Origin of the sequence: Thauera sp. 2A1 (assembly GCF_009469595.2) — a bacterium.
In the GTDB taxonomy this organism is placed as follows: Bacteria; Pseudomonadota; Gammaproteobacteria; order Burkholderiales; family Rhodocyclaceae; genus Thauera.
The window spans coordinates 32,103-48,327 of the sequence record NZ_SSXV01000033.1 but is presented as its reverse complement, the minus strand read 5'-3'; the positions used below and the strand labels follow the sequence as shown (position 1 = coordinate 48,327).

Sequence of the window (16,225 nt, the reverse complement as noted above, 5' to 3'; positions counted from 1 at the left end):
TTTGGGTCTGGTGTCGCTGCTCGATACGACGCGACGGCTCCAGTGTCTTTCATGAACCGCCGTATGCGGAACCGCACGTACGGTGGTGTGAGAGGGCGACGGGGGTGACCCCGTCCCCTACTCGATGATTGGCGAGCACCAGAATGAAGTGCAACACCCGGGATTTGGTAGGGTGCGTGCATAGGAAGACACTACAGCCAGTTGACGATGGACGATCGTAACGACATTCATCTGTGGCGTGTCTTGCACCAGTAGCTTTTGGCTTGCCAAAAAAAAGCCCACCGTTAGGCGGGCTACTGTTTTCGATGAAGCAGAGTACCTTAGGCGCTCTTGCGACGACGCAAGGTGCCGAGGCCGGCGAGGGCAAGGCCAGCCAGCGCGAGAGAACCCGGCTCCGGTACTGTCGTAATGTTGTATTGTCCCGCGTTCTGGACATGGATTATCGAAGTGCCATTCCCACCGATAACGCCTGTGTTATCCGGATTCGGACTAAAGTTCGGATCCAGCAGCGAATCGACGTTCACCAAATGCAGCGTCAGCAGCCCAAGCGGATTATTGGCGCTGTCGGTGAAGAGGTTGGGGTTGATAGTCGACAACAATTCCAGCGTTACGTCGACTGTTGCGTTTGCAGCCGTACCCCCGAAGAAGTCCAAGTTGGAACCACCGGAGGGAGCTATCAGCTTGTAGGTTGCGGCGGTGATGACGTTGCCTGTGGCGGAATTGAGGTCACCATCATCTTCAATAAAGAAGCCCACGCTACCCGACCCCGGATTGAACGTGATCGAGCCGTCGTTGTTCAGTACGCCTGTCAGGCCGCTGAACTGGAGGTAGCCGGTGAGGGAAGCTCCTCCTACTCCGGCCGTACCAAAATTGAGGGGAATAACTGCGCCAAGTCCTTCCGGGTCGTTGGAAATGAATTGGAGAGCGCCGCTATCGGTAAACGGCTGACCCAGCGCGGACCCTCCTACAACGGTTTGATTCACGGTGGAATGGCCGTTGATGACCAAGTGGTCGATATTCGAAGCGTTCGTTGCACCGGTCACTACGTTTGCGCCGATTGCTGTCCCATTGAGGAGACTTAGATTGAATTTCCAAGCGTCGACCAAAGCTGCGTTGGCAGATAGCGGAGCCGTCACTGCGGCAGCCACAGCAGCTGCGGCCAGGGTTTTCCTAATGATGCTCATAATATTTCTCCTTGAAAGCGCTGACCGCGTCAGCACTGAAAAATGAAAGCAGGAGTCGTGCCAAGATTGCGTCATAATCCGTAAGGTGATGATTTTGACAAGAATAATGGTTGAAGTGCGGTAGCGGGGCGTCTCCGTTAGCTCGTTCTATGGCAAGAGTGTAAAATATTCCGACAGATCCTCGTTTGACTCGCGGTGTCTGCATGCGATCAAGAAGTTGCGCCAAGTGCCGTAAGTTAGTGGGCTGTGATGCTTGGTTCGGTTGTGAATGCCGCGTCACTGAATGCGACGCATGCGAGCCAACCGTTCGCGGGGTACGGGGACATGTCGCCTTCCTGCGCGATACAAGGCCCAACGATGCCGAGAACGGCCTCGTTCTAATACTAGCCACGACGACGATATGATCAATTCTTCAAAATCCGCCAATCTTGGCGACGCTTTCAGCAAGTACTTCGAAATCGTACCGGCGATGTACGACGCCCAGAAGGAGGCAGCGTTCCGCATCCGGCACAGCGTCTATTGTGAGGATCTCGGCTGGGAACCCGCGCGTTCGAACGGGATGGAGACCGACGCGTATGACGTCCAATCCTTGCACTGCCTCGTGCGTAGCCGAAGTTCAGGCGAGCACATCGGCTGCGTGCGGCTGGTCCGAGCAGACGCTGACGATCCGCAGGTGCCACTGCCCTTCGAGCAGACCTGTGCCGATACAATCGATCGATCGATCATCGAACTCGATGTTATGTCGAGGGATCGGATCGCCGAGGTGTCGCGCCTTGCCATCGTCGGCCAGTACCGCCGCCGCCGCGGCGAGGAGCGAACGCCGGGTACCCTGCAGGACAGCGACTTCGGCGGTGGGGGGCGATCGCGTTTTCCGTGGCCGCTGGTGGGCCTGTACATGGGGGTGTTCGCGATGGCGGAGCATCACGGGCTCGACACCTTGTTCCTACTCTCCGAGCCCCGATTGCTGCGCCACCTCAACAAGATCGGCATCACCAACCGCCAGATCGGGGGCGCGATCGAGCATCGTGGCTTGCGGGCGCCGGCGGTGATGGATGTGCGTGAAGTGATCGACAATCTTGATCCGCTTCTCAGGTCGGTGTATCAAGTTGCGTGCGAAGCTCTTGATGGCTGTCAGAACCACGCGTAACAAACGCGCTTACATTTATTGCAGGAGCGCGGTAAAGCGTGGAGCCCGTGTGATGGCTAAAATCGAGCGGTTTTCTGATGCCGACGCTGATCAAAATCACCTGCGAGCTGTCGCCCAGTGTGTCGGTGCCCATGATGCTTGATGGGGCTTGGGGCCCTCTGGGCGCCTCTCCAGGTAAATTGACGGCTTAACGAGAAAGGACATCTTTTGGAAATGCGCGCTCCTGCCCACCTTCCGCTCGGCTCGGCCGGCGGCTACTTTTCGTCGACACATCTCAACGACCCGATGCGGCCCCACCACGTGGACGTGCATGATCCGCACGACGGTATGGAGAGCGAATCCTGGCATGGCAAGGGAGCGATGAAGTTTCGTACGGGCCTGATCGCTTCGGAGAACCATGTTTCCGAGGCGCTGGATTTCGTCCGCGAGAACTACCGGCAGGCGGGGTATGCCAGCCCTGACAGCCTCAGGCCGACGACGGCCGACAGCCTGACTGCGGCTGCGAAGCGCCACCACAAGATGATCGGCACCCTCTCGCTGTGGCGCGATGGTCCTGCAGGCTTGCAGGCGGACGAGATCTACGGTGACGAACTGAATCGCCTGCGCCGCCGTGGCGACAGGCTGGGTGAGTTCGGGCGGTTGGCGATGGACTCCCGCACACCGGCACTGACTCTGCTGTTGAGCATGGTCGGGAAGGTTGCGGCGGCGGGATGCGACCGCTGGCACCTGACTGACTTCATCGTCGAGTGCAATCCGCGACATGTTGGCTTCTACACGCGCATGCTCGGATTCTCGGCCATAGGTGAAAAGCGGAACTGCAGTCAGGTGGACGCACCGGCTGTACTGTTGCACGTCGCAGCGGGGCATCTGCTGCATGTCACCCGTCAGTTCGGCCACGTCGCGCGGATCAAGTCCATTCGCACGGATGAATCGGCCGATGAGCATGAGGTCGAAGGGGTACCGGCTGCTGGAGTGTCAGTCGAGCGATTCACGTTCGAGGCGCCGAAGGATGAATCGGCCGGTACAGCGCGGCTTCCCTATGGATTCCCAGCATCGGCTAACTTCGGTCAACTCTGTTGAGGTAATGCGCGATCACCGCGGGTAGATAGAACTGCGGGTCGGGGAGCGCAAGTCCGTGCGCGCGCAACTGCGCCAGATACCGAGCGTTGCAGAACCCCTGGCTGTCGGCGAGGTAGTCCATGTAGATCGGTAGCGTCGATAGCGGAGTGCGCCTGCCGGGCGCCGCGAGGAGCGCTGCCAGTCGCGGCAGCGCGGCGAACCACGCTCGCGGAATCTTCAGCCCCACCGGCGGGCGTTTCCCATGTGCGCGGAAATCCTTGCGGACGAGCAATCTCAGGTCGCGGAGGGTTGGTGATTTGTCCGGGCCTGAACACAGGTTGAGGATGTGTCCCGCCGTATCGGTTTCCCTGCTGGCGGCGACGATGGCGTCGGCCACCCAGTCGACCGGGATCACGTCGAGCCGAACATTGCCCAGTGCCGGATAGAGCCCGAAGGTCTTGCGACCCGACAGGATCTCGCAGATGTAGTAGAAGATCTGGTAGTGGATGATGCGGCCGTCGCGGGAGTCGCCGATTACCATGCTCGGTCTATGAACGGTGATGGGTAGCGCTTCGTGCTCGACCGCAGCGCGGACGAGCGCTTCGGCTTCGGCCTTGGACTGCTCGTAGGTGTTGTGGAAGGTTCGCGGCTCGTCGATCCACTGCTCGGGCAGGATACCTTGACGTTTTCCGGCGATGCCCACGGTGCTGACGAATTCGACTTTCTTCAGCGTGCCGCTTGCGGCCAGTCTGCGGGCGAGCGTAAGGATGGCTTGGGCCGAGCCGACGGCGGACTGGCGTGCCTTCTCGAGCGGGTCGTTCATGCGCACGCTGGCGGCGCAGTGGATGATATGGGTTGTGTCGGCAGCGAGTTCGCCGTAAGTGTCGGCGTCCAGGCCGAAGTCGGGCAGCGTGGCGTCGCCGCGCAGCGGCTGCAGTCGGGCGCGAGCGGGGTCGGATGGGGAGAGGCGCCAGAATTCGCACAGTGCCTCGAATCGCTGCGCAAGATGCTCGACCGAGTCGGCGCGCAGTAGCAGGCGCACCGAGGTCTCGGGGTCGGCAAGCAGTAATGGCACGATGGCACTGCCTACCGCGCCTGATGCACCGGTGAGGAAATAGCGGTTCATGGCGCCTCGATGATGGGCGGTGCAGCGCGCGCGCGGCGCATCTGCTGCGATGCTTTTTGATAGGCCTCGTCGATTTCGGCGGCGAAACGCACCTCGATCTGGCGGCGACGCAGTTTCAGGTTGGCGGTCAGTTCTCCGCCCGCCACGGTCAAGGCCGTCCTCGACACGATCACTGCGCCTGGACGTTGATGTTCGGGAAAGGCGCGGCACGCTGCGGAAACATCGTGGGCGATCGCGGTCCGGGTCGTCGGCGCGCCCAGCGCGGCAAGGCGCGACGAGCGCGGGTCCAGCGTCAGCAGCGCGACCGGGAACGGCCGATCGCGACCGACGACGACGGCGTGATCGACATCGTCGATCTGCTTCAGCGCGGTCTCGATGGGGACTGGGGCAATGCGGCGGCCGGTGGAGGTCTTGAAGATTTCGCTCTTTCGCCCCTCGAGCCACAGATAGCCGTCGTCATCCAGGCGGGCGAAGTCGCCGGTGTGCAGGAAGCCGTCGGCGTCCAGCGAGTCGGGCGGCGTCGTGTCGCGCAGATAGCCGCGGAACACGCCGGGTCCGCGCAACAACAGTTCGCCATCGGAGGCGAAGCGCAGTTCGTTGCCGGGCAGCGGCCGCCCCACGCTGCCGAAACGGTAATCCTCGAGCTGGTTGATGGCGACCGGCATGACGTTTTCGCTGATGCCGTAGGCTTCGAGCACGAGCCAGCCCAGGCCGTGAAAGCGCTCCAGCAGCCAGGGTAGCAGGGCGGCCGAGCCGCTGACCATGAACTGCAGGTCGGGGCCCAGCAGCAACCGGATGCGACGGAGCAGCGAGCTGGAAAGTGGAAACAGCATCCGCACCCAAAGCGGCGCGCGCGCGCCGCTGCGCGAGGCCGCGGCATGCCGGCACCCGATGTCCCAGGCCGCGAGGACGAGCGCGCGCAGCGCGCGGGGCTGCTGGTCGACTCGCGCGAGGATGCCTTGGTGCAGCTTTTCGAAGAAGCGTGGAACGCCGACGAAAAGTGTCGGCCGGATGTCGGGTGCGAGCCGCAGGACGTCTTCGGGCCTGTCGACGAAATAGCTTCGGGCACCACAGCTCAAGGCGAAGAGGTTAAGGATGCGCTGAAAGAGGTTTGCAAGCGGTAACCAGCAGACCATGCGCGCGTCGCAGCGCACCGTCGGAAAGCGCTCCAGCAGGGCGTCGATGGCGAGAATGATCTGGTGGTGCGAATAGGCGATGCCCTTGGGCTTGCCGGTACTGCCCGACGTGAACACGATCGTTGCCGTGTCTTGCGGACGAGGGGCTCGGTCCGGCAGCAACAGGGGGCTGACGGGTGCGGCGATCAGGTCGGCGAGAGCGAGCAGGCCCGGGTCTGGATCGGTTCGCTCAGCGACGACGAAGATTTCGGCGCCCGGCCACAGTGCGCCAAGTCTCGCGATGTCGGCGGAGTTCTGCGCGATGATCGTGCGCGGCTCAGCGAGCCTGAGGATGTGCGCGAGATTCTGATCGGCATCGTGGCGATCGAGACCGACGACGACGCCGCCCGCGGCCAGTGCCGCATGGTGGCAGATCTCCCAGTCCGGGCAGGTCGGCAGCATGAGGGCGACGCGATCGCCCGTTTGCAGGCCGCGACGGACGAAGGCCGAGGCGAGCCGTTCGACCTTGTCGAGAACCTGTCGCCACGTCAACGCGCGCCAGGTGGCGTCGCTGCCTGCCAGCGAGAGATAGGCCGGGGCTTCCGGTTCGCTGCGCGCCCGCTCGCGCAGCCGGGCGGTGAGGGAGTCCGCGCGGGCCGGCATGTCAGGCAGGCTGGCGCAGCATCGGCGGATCGTACGCGCCCTTGGGCAGCGTGATGCGCAGGTCGGCTTCGCCCAGCCCCAGCCATTCCATGCTGCGCTTCACCTCGCGACCCATGCCCAGCTTGTTGCGGATCATGAAGTTGACCAGCGGCGTCATCACCTTCCAGTAGCCGAGGCTGGCCTTGCCTTCGCGGATCAGCGCCGAGAATTCGGGCGTGTAGGGGTTGTAGCCGAAGTGGCGCAGGTCGGAGTACATCATCAGCCAGTTGATCGGGTAGTTGCTGACGATGGGGCTGGCATGGTGGCTGCGCTGCACCAGGCCCAGTTCGGTGACGCGGCGGATGACCTCGCCCTGGTCGTAGTCCCACACGTGGTAGGGGGCGAGGTAGCGCGGGAAGCGTGTGCCCGGCGGCAGGGTGAGGGGGTTGTAGAAGTGGACCAGGTCGGAGACGGAGAACTCGCCGCATGCGGCCAGGTGCGGCGGCGTCCAGTCCTCGTTGCGGATCAGCGCGGGGTTGAACTCGTACTGCATGCGTTCGGGCTCGGGCTGGCCGGGCGAGTAGCCGGCCAGCACGAGGGGGATGCCCTTCTCGATGGCGAGGCGGATCGCGGCGCCCTCGAACAGCGGCGCGTACACGTAGGACACGGTGTACACGGCGCCGCGCGCTTCCTGGTTACACAGCAGGTAACGGAACAGCCGCGTCAGGAAACCATGGGCGGGGCGCCACACGACGTGGTCGATGTCCAGCCGGCGCAGCGCCCGGCGGATGTTGCGCCATGCCACCTGCGGCAGGTCGATGTCGCAGGTGAAGGCGAGCACGCGCAGGCCATGATCCACCTTTAGCCGGTGCAGCAGATAGAGGCTGTCCTTGCCGCCACTGAGCGGCACGATGCAGTCGTAGGCGGAGCCTGCCGTGTTGCGCGCGGCCTGCAGTGTGGCTTCGAGGTCGGCACGCTGTGCCGCTTTGGCCGCATTCGCGGCGGGAAGAGGCTCAGGGTGGCGACAGAATGCGCAGACGCCGCTTGCGTCGATGTCGGCGTCCGGCACGATTTCCGGTAGCAGGCACCGGATGCATTTTTTCATCGGGCTTGGGTGCTCGTTTTGGGCAAACAGATCCCGATTTTGATGGCATCGCCCGAAAAATGCCAGCCGCTTGAGGTTCGGGTGGCGGGCGCGACGGTCGATCGTTGCGCCCGCAGCCGGCTCATCTCGCGACCATGTTGTCGCGGTGGATCAGCTCCGGTTCGTCGATGTAGCCCAGCAGCTTCTCGATCTCCGCGGTCGGCTTGCGCGCGATGCGGCGGCATTCGGTGGCGCTGTAGTTGGCGAGCCCGCGCGCGACTTCCTCGCCCGCGACGGTGCGGCAGGCTACCGCCGCGCCGCGCTCGAAGTCGCCTCGCACCTCGATGACGCCCACCGGCAGCAGGCTGCGGCCGTTCTTGAGTGCGGCGACGGCGCCGTCGTCGATGATGAGATCGCCGGCGAGTTGCAGGTGGTCTGCGATCCATTGCTTGCGCGCCTGCAGCGGTGTGCTCGAGGCGTACAGCAGGGTGCCGACCGCTTCGCCTGCAGCCAGGCGCAGCAGTGGGTCGGGAGTGCGGCCGCTGGCGATGCAGGTGTGGGCGCCGCTGCGGGCGGCGCGCTGGGCGGCGCGGATCTTGGTGATCATGCCGCCCTTGCTGATGCCGCTGCCGGCGCCGCCGGCCATCGCCTCGTACTGGCGGTCCTCGGCGCGACCTTCGGAGATCAACGTGGCAGCCGGATCCCGGCGCGGATCGGCGGTGTAGAGGCCTTGCTGGTCGGTGAGGATGATCAGCGTGTCGGCTTCGATCAGGTTTGCGACCAGCGCGCCCAGCGTGTCGTTGTCGCCGAACTTGATCTCGTCGGTGACCACCGTGTCGTTCTCGTTGATGATCGGCACCACGCCGAGTTCGAGCAGGGTGTTGAGCGTGCTGCGGGCATTGAGGTAGCGAGTGCGGTCGGCGAGGTCCTCGTGCGTCAGCAGGATCTGCGCGGTCTGCAGGCCGTGGCGGGTGAAGGCCTTCTCGTAGGCCTCGACCAGGCCCATCTGGCCGACCGCGGCGGCGGCCTGCAGCTTGTGCATTTCGTGGGGCCGCTTGCCCCAGCCCAGTCGTTGCATGCCGGCGGCGATGGCACCGGAGGAGACGAGGGCGATCTCGCGGCCGTCGGCGCGCAGCGCGGCGATCTGGCGTGCCCAGTCGTCCAGCGCGGCATGATCGAGGCCGGCGCCGTTGTTGGTGACGAGGGCGCTCCCCACCTTGACGATGAGGCGGCGGGCGGTGCGGATCTTCTCTCTCATGGCAGTGCGCGGGCTTGGGTCGGATTGTTGCAGCGAAGGTCGAGGTCAGCGTTCGGGCGTGTTGTCCTGGTTGATGTCGTCCTCGGGGAGGTCATCTTCGTCGGTGGCGAGCGATTCCTCTTCGTAGGCGCGGTCGGCGGCGGCGCGCGCAGCTTCCGCGGCGGCCAGGCGCTCCGCTTCCTCAGCCCGGCGCCGGCTGTGTTCCGCCTCGATGCGGGCGCGCTCGGCGTCGAGGTAGTCCTGGATGGCGAAGATCAGTTCCTTCGTGCCTTCACCCTTCAGCGCGGAAATCTCGAAATGGTGCTCGACCGGCCCGTAGGCCTCGAGGAAGGCGGCAACGCGCGCGGCGCGCTCTTCCTCGGGGATGAGGTCGAGCTTGTTGAGCGCCAGCCAGCGCGGCTTGTTGTAGAGCGATTCGTCGTACTTGCGCAGTTCCTCGACGATCGCCTTCGCGTCGGCGACCGGATCGGCCTCGGGATCGTAAGGCGCGAGATCGACGAGGTGCAGCAGCAGGTGGGTGCGCTGCAGGTGGCGCAGGAACTGGTGGCCCAGGCCCGCACCTTCGGCCGCACCTTCGATCAGGCCGGGGATGTCGGCAATGACGAAGCTGCGGTTCTCGGCGGTGCGCACCACGCCGAGGTTGGGGGCGAGCGTGGTGAAAGGGTAGTCCGCCACCTTGGGCTTGGCCGCCGACACCGAGCGGATGAAGGTGGACTTGCCGGCATTGGGCATGCCGAGCAGGCCGACGTCGGCCAGCACCTTCAGCTCCAGGTGCAGGGTGAAGCGCTCGCCTTCCTGGCCCATGGTCTTCTGCCGCGGCGCGCGGTTGGTGCTGGACTTGAAGTGGATGTTGCCCAGGCCACCGCGGCCACCGCGGGCGAGCAGGACCTTCTTGCCGTCCTCGTCGAGGTCGGCGATCAGCTCGCCGGTTTCGTGGTTGGTGATGACGGTGCCGACCGGAAAGCGCAGCGTGATGTCCTCGCCGCCCTTGCCGTAGCATTCCTTGCTGCCGCCGTTCTCGCCGCGCTCGGCGCGGAAGCTGCGCGTGTAGCGGTAGTCGATCAGGGTGTTGAGGTTGCGGTCGGCCACGCCGTATACGCTGCCGCCGCGGCCGCCGTCGCCGCCGCTGGGGCCGCCCTTGGGAATGAACTTCTCGCGGCGGAAGGTGGCCACGCCATTGCCGCCGTCACCGGCAAAGATGTCGATGCGGGCTTCGTCGAAAAATTTCATTCCAGATCAACCTCAAAAAAGAAAAAAGCCCTACCGGCAAGATAGGGCTTTTCGGACCGCGGGTGAGTGATCAGGCCGCTTCGGGCACGATCATCACGGTACGGCGACGGGCCGAGCCCTTGACCGCGAACTGCACCACGCCGTCCTTCAGCGCGAACAGGGTGTGGTCCTTGCCGATGCCGACGTTGTCGCCCGGGTGGTACTCAGTGCCGCGCTGGCGAACGAGGATGTTGCCGGCAACGACGAACTGGCCGCCGTAGCGCTTCACGCCGAGGCGTTTCGATTCCGAGTCGCGGCCGTTACGGGAACTGCCGCCAGCTTTTTTGTGTGCCATGTCGGATTACCTCCTGCGCCTTAGGCCGAGATCGCTTCGATGCGAAGCTCGGTATAGTTCTGACGATGCCCCTGGTGCTTCTGGTAGTGCTTGCGTCGGCGCATCTTGAAAATCTTGACCTTGTCGTGACGGCCGTGCGAAACCACGGTCGCCTTGACGGAAGCCCCGGCCACCACCGGCGTGCCGATCTTCACGGCCTCGCCTTCACCGACCATGAAGACCTGGTCGATGGTGATTTCGGAACCCACGTCGGCCGGTATCTGTTCTACCTTGATCTTTTCGCCAGCGGCAACGCGATACTGCTTGCCACCGGTTTTTATCACCGCGTACATGGTGTTGCTCCAGTTGATGGGTTTGCAAAGAATCGCGCACTATACGTGGCGAGGCCGGAAATGTCAAAAAGTCAATACGATCAGGCGCTTCAGCCGGAGATTGCGATGGCCGGCGGAGGTCGCGCGGGTGCCGGGGGGCGACGATGAGCGACAAGGCCTGGGTTCAGTTCCTGCTGGTCGCGGTGCCGGTGATGTCGCTGGTCGGCTCGTGGCTGGCGTTGCGCACGGTGGATCGGCTGCGCGGGCGTCGAGGGCCGCAGGCCGGTCAGGCGGAGGGGCAATCGGGCGGGCAACGGGGCGCGCAATGGGGCGCGCAACGGGGCAGGCAATCGGACGCCGCCGGCAGCGAATGCGACCGGGCTTGATGCCCTGTCCTGCTGTCCGCGGGGGCCGCGGGCAGCGCCTTCGTGAACTGCGTCACGCCGCCCGGGCGGGCGGCCGTCCGGCGATCGCGGGCGGCGTCCCTGAACGCCGGACACTTGGTAATATCCTGCTCCGCCCACCTTCCGTCCTCTCACCACGCTCGCGTTCATGCCGTTCGCTGCCGAAACCTGCATCGTGCATCACATCGGCGACCGCGCCGAGCAACAGGACCGCGTCGGGCTGTTTCCGCACCCGACGCGGCCGGAAATCCTGCTCGCGATTCTCGCCGACGGCATGGGGGGGCACTCCGGCGGGGCGATGGCGGCCGAGCAGGTGATCATCAAGGGCCGGCAGAACCTGAACGTGTTCGCGCCGCGGCACGAGACGGCCGAGCAGCTTCTGGGCAGCTTGATGGCCGACGCGCACACGGCGATACGCCTGACCCGCTTCACCAGCGAGCAGGACCCGCACAGCACGGCAGTCGCGCTGTTGCTGCAGGGCGACATGGCGATCTGGGCCCATTGCGGCGACTCGCGCCTCTACCACTTTCGCGGCCTCGAGGTCGTCGCGCGCACCGGCGATCATTCGATCGTCGGCGAACTGCAGCGCACCGGGCGGATCGATGAACGCCAGGCCTTGAGTCATCCGCAGCGCAACGTGCTGCTGTCCTGCCTGGGCAGCGACCGGGAGCCGCGCATCGAGTACGGCCACGCCCGCGAGCTCTGCGCGGGCAACACTTTCCTGCTGTGCTCCGACGGACTCTGGGCCTACTTCAGCGACGACGAGCTGGCGCGAGTGCTGCATGAGCACTCCGCGCGCGTGGCTGCCGAGACCTTGCTCAAGCAGGCCAGGGAGCGTGCGGCCGGCAGCGGCGACAACATCTCCCTGGTCGTCGTCAAGCTGGTGCCGCGGCGCTAGCTGCCCCTCCGGAGGGCGCCGATCGGGGCGACGGACGCGCGCGAGGCGGTACCTCTGCCATGCGGGTGCTGCAATGCACCATCAAGGAAAGGCCTTATTGCACCTGAATCGGCAGCCGCTATGATCGCCGCAGCGGGTGCCGTGCCTCATCCTGGTGCGTGGCATGCCAACGCAATCTTCCGGGCGCGGCGTGTTTCCTGTCGTCCCGAATTTCTGTTCTGAACCACTAGGAAGGAGTGCGCCCATGCCTCTGGTCATCGGAGTGCTAGCGGAGACAGCTCCCGGCGAACGGCGTTTGTCGGTCGTGCCGGATGTCGTCAAGAAATACCTGGGCCTGGGGGCCCAGGTGGTGTTGCAAAAGGGGGCGGGCACACCTGCGCATTTTCGCGATGGGGATTTTGCCGGCGTGACCTTCGCCGACACCGGCATGGAAGTCTGCGCGCAGGCCGATGTCGTGTTCTGCGTGCAGCCGCCGTCGAACGAGGCGATCGCCGCGCTGAAGCCGGGCGCGGTGCTGATCGGGCTGCTGCAGCCGTGGACCAGCGCCGATCGCGCCAGGACGTTCCAGGAAAGGCAGCTCACCACCTTCGCCCTCGAGCTGCTGCCGCGCATCTCGCGCGCGCAGAGCATGGACGCGCTGTCGTCGCAGGGCGCGGTGGCCGGCTACGAGTGCGCGCTGATCGCCGCCGACCATTCGCCCAAGTTCTTCCCGATGCTGACCTACGCTGCCGGCACCATCCGCCCGGCCAAGGTGCTGGTGATCGGCGCGGGCGTGGCGGGGCTGCAGGCGATCGCCACCGCGCGCCGCATCGGCGCCATGGTCGAAGCCTACGACGTGCGCCCGGAGACCCGTGAGCAGATCGAGTCGCTGGGTGCGAAGTTCGTCGATACCGGCGTGTCGGCGGCAGGCTCCGGCGGCTATGCGCGCGAGCTCACCGACGAGGAGAAGGCGAAGCAGGCCGAGCGCCTGGCGAAGGCGGTGGCGCAGTGCGACGCGCTGATCACCACCGCGGCCATCCCGGGCAAGAAGGCGCCGCGCATCATCACCGCCGACATGGTCTCGAAGATGAAGCCGGGCGCGGTGGTCGTCGACATGGCGGCCGAGAGCGGCGGCAACGTCGAAGGCACGGTGGCGGGCGAGAAAGTGTGGATCAACGATGTGCTGATGATCGGTCCGACCAACATCGCGAGCCGCATGCCGGTCCATGCTTCCGAGATGTACGCCAAGAACCTGTTCAACTTCATTTCGCCCTTCATCAAGGACGGCGCGCTGGCGCTCGATTGGGAAGACGAAGTGGTGGCCGGAACCTGTCTCACCCACGCGGGCGAAGTGCGCCACGCCGGGGTGAAACAGGTGCTGGGCCTGTAAGGAGGAGCCGTCATGGAAGGCTTTGCTGCAATTTACATCTTCATGCTGGCCGCATTCACCGGCTATGAGGTCATCTCGCGCGTGCCGGTGATCCTGCACACGCCGCTGATGTCGGGCTCGAACTTCGTGCACGGCGTGGTGCTGGTCGGTGCGATGGTGGTGCTGGGTCATGCCGATCCCAACGAGCCGGTGCAACTGGCGATCGGTTTCGTTGCGGTGTTCCTCGGCGCGGCCAACGCCGCCGGTGGCTATGTGGTGACCGAGCGCATGCTGGCGATGTTCAAGGGTGGCAACAAGAAGGAAGGGGGCGCGTAAATGGTCAACGGGTTCATTCAAGCATCCTACTTCATCGTCGCCGTCGTGTTCATCCTCGGCCTCAAGGCGATGAGCTCGCCGGTGACGGCGCGCAAGGGCATCGTGTGGGCAGGCTACGCGATGGTTGCGGCCACCGTGGTCACCTTCTTCACGCCGGGCCTGGGCAACGTCGGCTTGATGGTGCTGGCGATCGTGGCCGGCGGTGCGGTGGCGTGGTGGTCGGGCAAGACGGTCAAGATGACCGACATGCCGCAGATGGTCGCCATCTACAACGGTATGGGCGGCGGCGCGGCGGCGGCGATCGCCGCGCTGGAGTTCGCGCGCGGCGAGGTGCATGGTGTGGTGCCAGCCACGCTTGCGGTGCTCGGCGCGCTGATCGGCTCGGTGGCCTTCTCGGGTTCGTGCATCGCCTTCGCCAAGCTGCAGGGCATCATGCAGAAGGCGTGGCGGCTGCCGGCGCAGAACCAGGTGAACATGGGCCTGGGCGCGTTGGCGGTGCTGCTCGGGCTGGGCATCATCATGTCCGATGCGCCGGCGTCCGTCCTCGTGGTGCTGTTCTTCCTCGTCGCGCTGGCCTTGGGCGTGATCCTCACCAGCCCGATCGGCGGCGCCGACATGCCGGTGGTGATCTCGCTGCTGAACGCCTTCACCGGCCTGGCTGTGGGCTTCGAGGGCTATGTGCTGGGCAACCCGGCGCTGATCGTGGCCGGCATCGTGGTGGGCGCCTCGGGTACGCTGCTCACGCAACTGATGGCGAAGGCGATGAACCGCCCGATCACCAATGTGATCTTCACCCCGATCACCGGCGCTGCGGCCGGCGGCGGCGAGGCGGTCGAGGGCACGATGAAGGAGTTCTCGTCGCTGGATGCCGCCTCGGTGATGCGTTATGCGTCCAAGGTCATCATCGTGCCGGGCTACGGCATGGCGGTGGCGGGCGCGCAGCACAAGGTGTGGGAGATGGCGCAACTGCTGGAAGAAGGCGGTGTCGAGGTCGTGTTCGCGATCCACCCGGTGGCGGGCCGCATGCCCGGCCACATGAACGTGCTGCTGGCCGAAGCGGGCGTGCCCTACGACAAGATCTTCGACCTCGAGGAAATCAACGCCGACTTCGCGCAGGCCGACGTCGCGCTGGTGATCGGCGCGAACGACGTGGTGAACCCGGTCGCGCGCACCGACAAGTCCAGCCCGATCTACGGCATGCCCATCCTCAATGCGGACATGGCGCAGAACGTCATCGTGGTGAAGCGCGGCAAGGGCGCGGGTTACTCGGGCATCGAGAACGCGCTGTTCTACAAGGACAACTGCCGCATGCTGTACGGCAGCGCGCAGCAGGCCATCGGTGAGGTCATCCAGCATGTGAAGGCGCTGGAGGCATGATGCGCCGCCCGCCGAAAATGCCGTCGGCGGGTTGCGCTTCGCGCCTTTCGGGTCGCGCTCCGGGCGGACGTCGCCGCCCGGGCCGCGGCCCGATTTGCTCGCTGGCCCTGCTGTTGGCCTGTGTCTGGAGCATCGGTACCTGGGCGCAGACTGCACCGCCGACGAAGACGCCGGCAGAGTCGCCTGCTGCCCGTTCCGCCGCGACGAAGGGGAGCAAGGCCGGCGCGCCGCCCGCAAAGGCGCCTGCCCGCCCCGAATGGCGCGACACCACTGGCTACCGCTTTCCGGCGGTCGGCAAGACGGTGACCGACATGCAGAACGCCGCGCACGCGATGCGCCTGCGCGAGTACTGCGCCGATGCGCGGGTCAAGGACGAGTTCGTACGCGAGCGGCTCGAGCGCTTCAGCGCGATCACCGGGCGCAAGGAGACCTGCCGGACGCTGCTCGACTACTGAAGCCGCCCGACGCGATCACTCCAACGATGTGGCGACGGCGGTCAAACGCACCGCACTACCCGGGGGATCGATTGGATGCCGGACAAACCCGCTGGCGCGCACCGGATCAGCACCTCGAAGGTGGATCGTGCCGCAGGAAACGTCCGATGAATGCGTCGGCTGCCAGGACTTCACCTTTGAGCCTGATCGGGTGGATCAGGGCCGCCGCAGGCGTCGGGCGCTATACTCGGGCGCATTCACTGCTTCAGAGCCGGAGGACGAAGCCATGGGCCTGGCGCTTCGCGATACACAGACGCACACCTACGGCGACTACCTCGAGTGGCCAGAGGATGTACGCTACGAATTGATCGACGGCATCGCCTACGCGATGGCGCCGGCGCCGCTGCGGGTCCATCAGGAAATTTTGCTCGAGCTTGCCGCCCAAACGCGCAATGCGCTTGAGGGCAAATCGTGCCGGCCTTTCATCGCGCCGTTCGACGTCCGCCTGCCGCGCGGCAACGAAGCCGACCGCGACATCGACACGGTCGTGCAGCCCGACCTCGTCGTCGTATGCGATCGCGCCAAGCTCGACGAGCGGGGCTGCCGCGGCGCGCCGGACTGGGTGGTCGAGATCCTGTCCCCATCCACCGCCGGCCACGACCTCATTCTCAAGCGCCGGCTGTACGAGCGCGTCGGCGTACGCGAATACTGGCTGGTGCATCCGGTGGACCGGGTCGTCACCGTCTATCGCCTGCAACACGGCGCCTTTGGCGCGCCGGACATTTACGAGCTGAAGGACACCCTCGCGGTAGGCATCCTGCCCGAGATCGAGATCGACTGGGAGCGGGCGCTGCGCAACATCGCCTGACTCGCGCCCCGCCGGACGGGCGAGATCAGGCCAGCGCGCGCAACCGTTAGGTAGGGGACGATCGCGCGCG

At 65.2% G+C, this 16,225-nt stretch carries 17 protein-coding genes; 9 read left to right on the top strand and 8 right to left on the bottom strand.

Going from position 1 to position 16,225, the window contains the following annotated elements; all coding sequences use genetic code 11:
* Positions 1 to 320 precede the first annotated feature (320 nt).
* Positions 321 to 1,184, bottom strand: coding sequence for a PEP-CTERM sorting domain-containing protein (locus GH664_RS20995; protein ID WP_153170071.1), 864 nt, complete (start codon positions 1,182 to 1,184; stop codon positions 321 to 323).
* A gap of 400 nt (positions 1,185 to 1,584) precedes the next feature.
* Here GH664_RS20995 and GH664_RS20990 point away from each other — a divergent pair, with 400 nt between their 5' ends.
* Together GH664_RS20990 and GH664_RS20985 are read left to right on the top strand one after the other, a co-directional pair.
* Positions 1,585 to 2,331, top strand: coding sequence for a PEP-CTERM/exosortase system-associated acyltransferase (locus GH664_RS20990; protein WP_153170070.1), 747 nt, complete (start codon positions 1,585 to 1,587; stop codon positions 2,329 to 2,331).
* Positions 2,332 to 2,544: 213 nt separating this feature from the next.
* Complete coding sequence (locus GH664_RS20985; protein ID WP_153170069.1) at positions 2,545 to 3,411, top strand: hypothetical protein; 867 nt, start codon at positions 2,545 to 2,547, stop codon at positions 3,409 to 3,411.
* On the opposite strand, the gene GH664_RS20980 is transcribed toward GH664_RS20985, so the two are convergent.
* The 7 genes from GH664_RS20980 to rplU form a co-directional block, all read right to left on the bottom strand.
* Complete coding sequence (locus GH664_RS20980) at positions 3,389 to 4,516, bottom strand: SDR family oxidoreductase (protein ID WP_153170068.1); 1,128 nt, start codon at positions 4,514 to 4,516, stop codon at positions 3,389 to 3,391. The two genes, GH664_RS20985 and GH664_RS20980, sit on opposite strands and share 23 nt — an antisense overlap.
* Positions 4,513 to 6,294, bottom strand: coding sequence for a long-chain fatty acid--CoA ligase (locus GH664_RS20975; RefSeq protein WP_153170067.1), 1,782 nt, complete (start codon positions 6,292 to 6,294; stop codon positions 4,513 to 4,515). The genes GH664_RS20980 and GH664_RS20975 overlap by 4 nt, the downstream gene beginning before the upstream one ends.
* Position 6,295: 1 nt before the next feature.
* On the bottom strand, positions 6,296 to 7,378 hold the full coding sequence (locus GH664_RS20970) for a hypothetical protein (protein ID WP_153170066.1): 1,083 nt from the start codon (positions 7,376 to 7,378) through the stop codon (positions 6,296 to 6,298).
* Between the two features lie 121 nt (positions 7,379 to 7,499).
* Positions 7,500 to 8,615, bottom strand: coding sequence for a glutamate 5-kinase (gene proB, locus GH664_RS20965; protein ID WP_153170065.1), 1,116 nt, complete (start codon positions 8,613 to 8,615; stop codon positions 7,500 to 7,502).
* Between the two features lie 45 nt (positions 8,616 to 8,660).
* On the bottom strand, positions 8,661 to 9,845 hold the full coding sequence (gene cgtA / locus GH664_RS20960; protein WP_153170064.1) for an Obg family GTPase CgtA: 1,185 nt from the start codon (positions 9,843 to 9,845) through the stop codon (positions 8,661 to 8,663).
* Positions 9,846 to 9,915: 70 nt separating this feature from the next.
* Complete coding sequence (gene rpmA / locus GH664_RS20955) at positions 9,916 to 10,179, bottom strand: 50S ribosomal protein L27 (protein WP_153170063.1); 264 nt, start codon at positions 10,177 to 10,179, stop codon at positions 9,916 to 9,918.
* 20 nt (positions 10,180 to 10,199) lie between these two features.
* Positions 10,200 to 10,511: a 50S ribosomal protein L21 gene (gene rplU / locus GH664_RS20950; protein WP_153170062.1), complete on the bottom strand. Its 312-nt coding sequence runs from the start codon at positions 10,509 to 10,511 to the stop codon at positions 10,200 to 10,202.
* A gap of 143 nt (positions 10,512 to 10,654) precedes the next feature.
* Between rplU and GH664_RS20945 the strand changes: the two genes are divergently transcribed.
* The 7 genes from GH664_RS20945 (at position 10,655) to GH664_RS20915 (ending at position 16,155) form a co-directional block, all read left to right on the top strand.
* Entirely contained in the window at positions 10,655 to 10,876 is a 222-nt protein-coding gene (locus tag GH664_RS20945) for a hypothetical protein (protein WP_153170061.1), read from the top strand.
* Positions 10,877 to 11,042: 166 nt separating this feature from the next.
* Positions 11,043 to 11,792, top strand: coding sequence for a PP2C family serine/threonine-protein phosphatase (locus GH664_RS20940; protein WP_153170060.1), 750 nt, complete (start codon positions 11,043 to 11,045; stop codon positions 11,790 to 11,792).
* A gap of 244 nt (positions 11,793 to 12,036) precedes the next feature.
* On the top strand, positions 12,037 to 13,161 hold the full coding sequence (locus tag GH664_RS20935; protein WP_153170059.1) for an NAD(P) transhydrogenase subunit alpha: 1,125 nt from the start codon (positions 12,037 to 12,039) through the stop codon (positions 13,159 to 13,161).
* Positions 13,162 to 13,173: 12 nt separating this feature from the next.
* Positions 13,174 to 13,476, top strand: a complete 303-nt coding sequence (locus GH664_RS20930; protein ID WP_153170058.1) for an NAD(P) transhydrogenase subunit alpha — start codon at positions 13,174 to 13,176, stop codon at positions 13,474 to 13,476.
* Positions 13,477 to 14,853: an NAD(P)(+) transhydrogenase (Re/Si-specific) subunit beta gene (locus GH664_RS20925; RefSeq protein ID WP_153170057.1), complete on the top strand. Its 1,377-nt coding sequence runs from the start codon at positions 13,477 to 13,479 to the stop codon at positions 14,851 to 14,853. It abuts the gene before it with no gap.
* Positions 14,850 to 15,308 carry a hypothetical protein gene (locus tag GH664_RS20920; RefSeq protein ID WP_308445482.1) on the top strand — a complete coding sequence of 153 codons (459 nt, stop codon included), beginning with the start codon at positions 14,850 to 14,852 and terminating at the stop codon, positions 15,306 to 15,308. Before GH664_RS20925 ends, GH664_RS20920 begins: the two co-directional genes overlap by 4 nt.
* Before the next feature lie 265 nt (positions 15,309 to 15,573).
* Positions 15,574 to 16,155: a Uma2 family endonuclease gene (locus GH664_RS20915; RefSeq protein ID WP_153170056.1), complete on the top strand. Its 582-nt coding sequence runs from the start codon at positions 15,574 to 15,576 to the stop codon at positions 16,153 to 16,155.
* Positions 16,156 to 16,225: the final 70 nt, after the last annotated feature.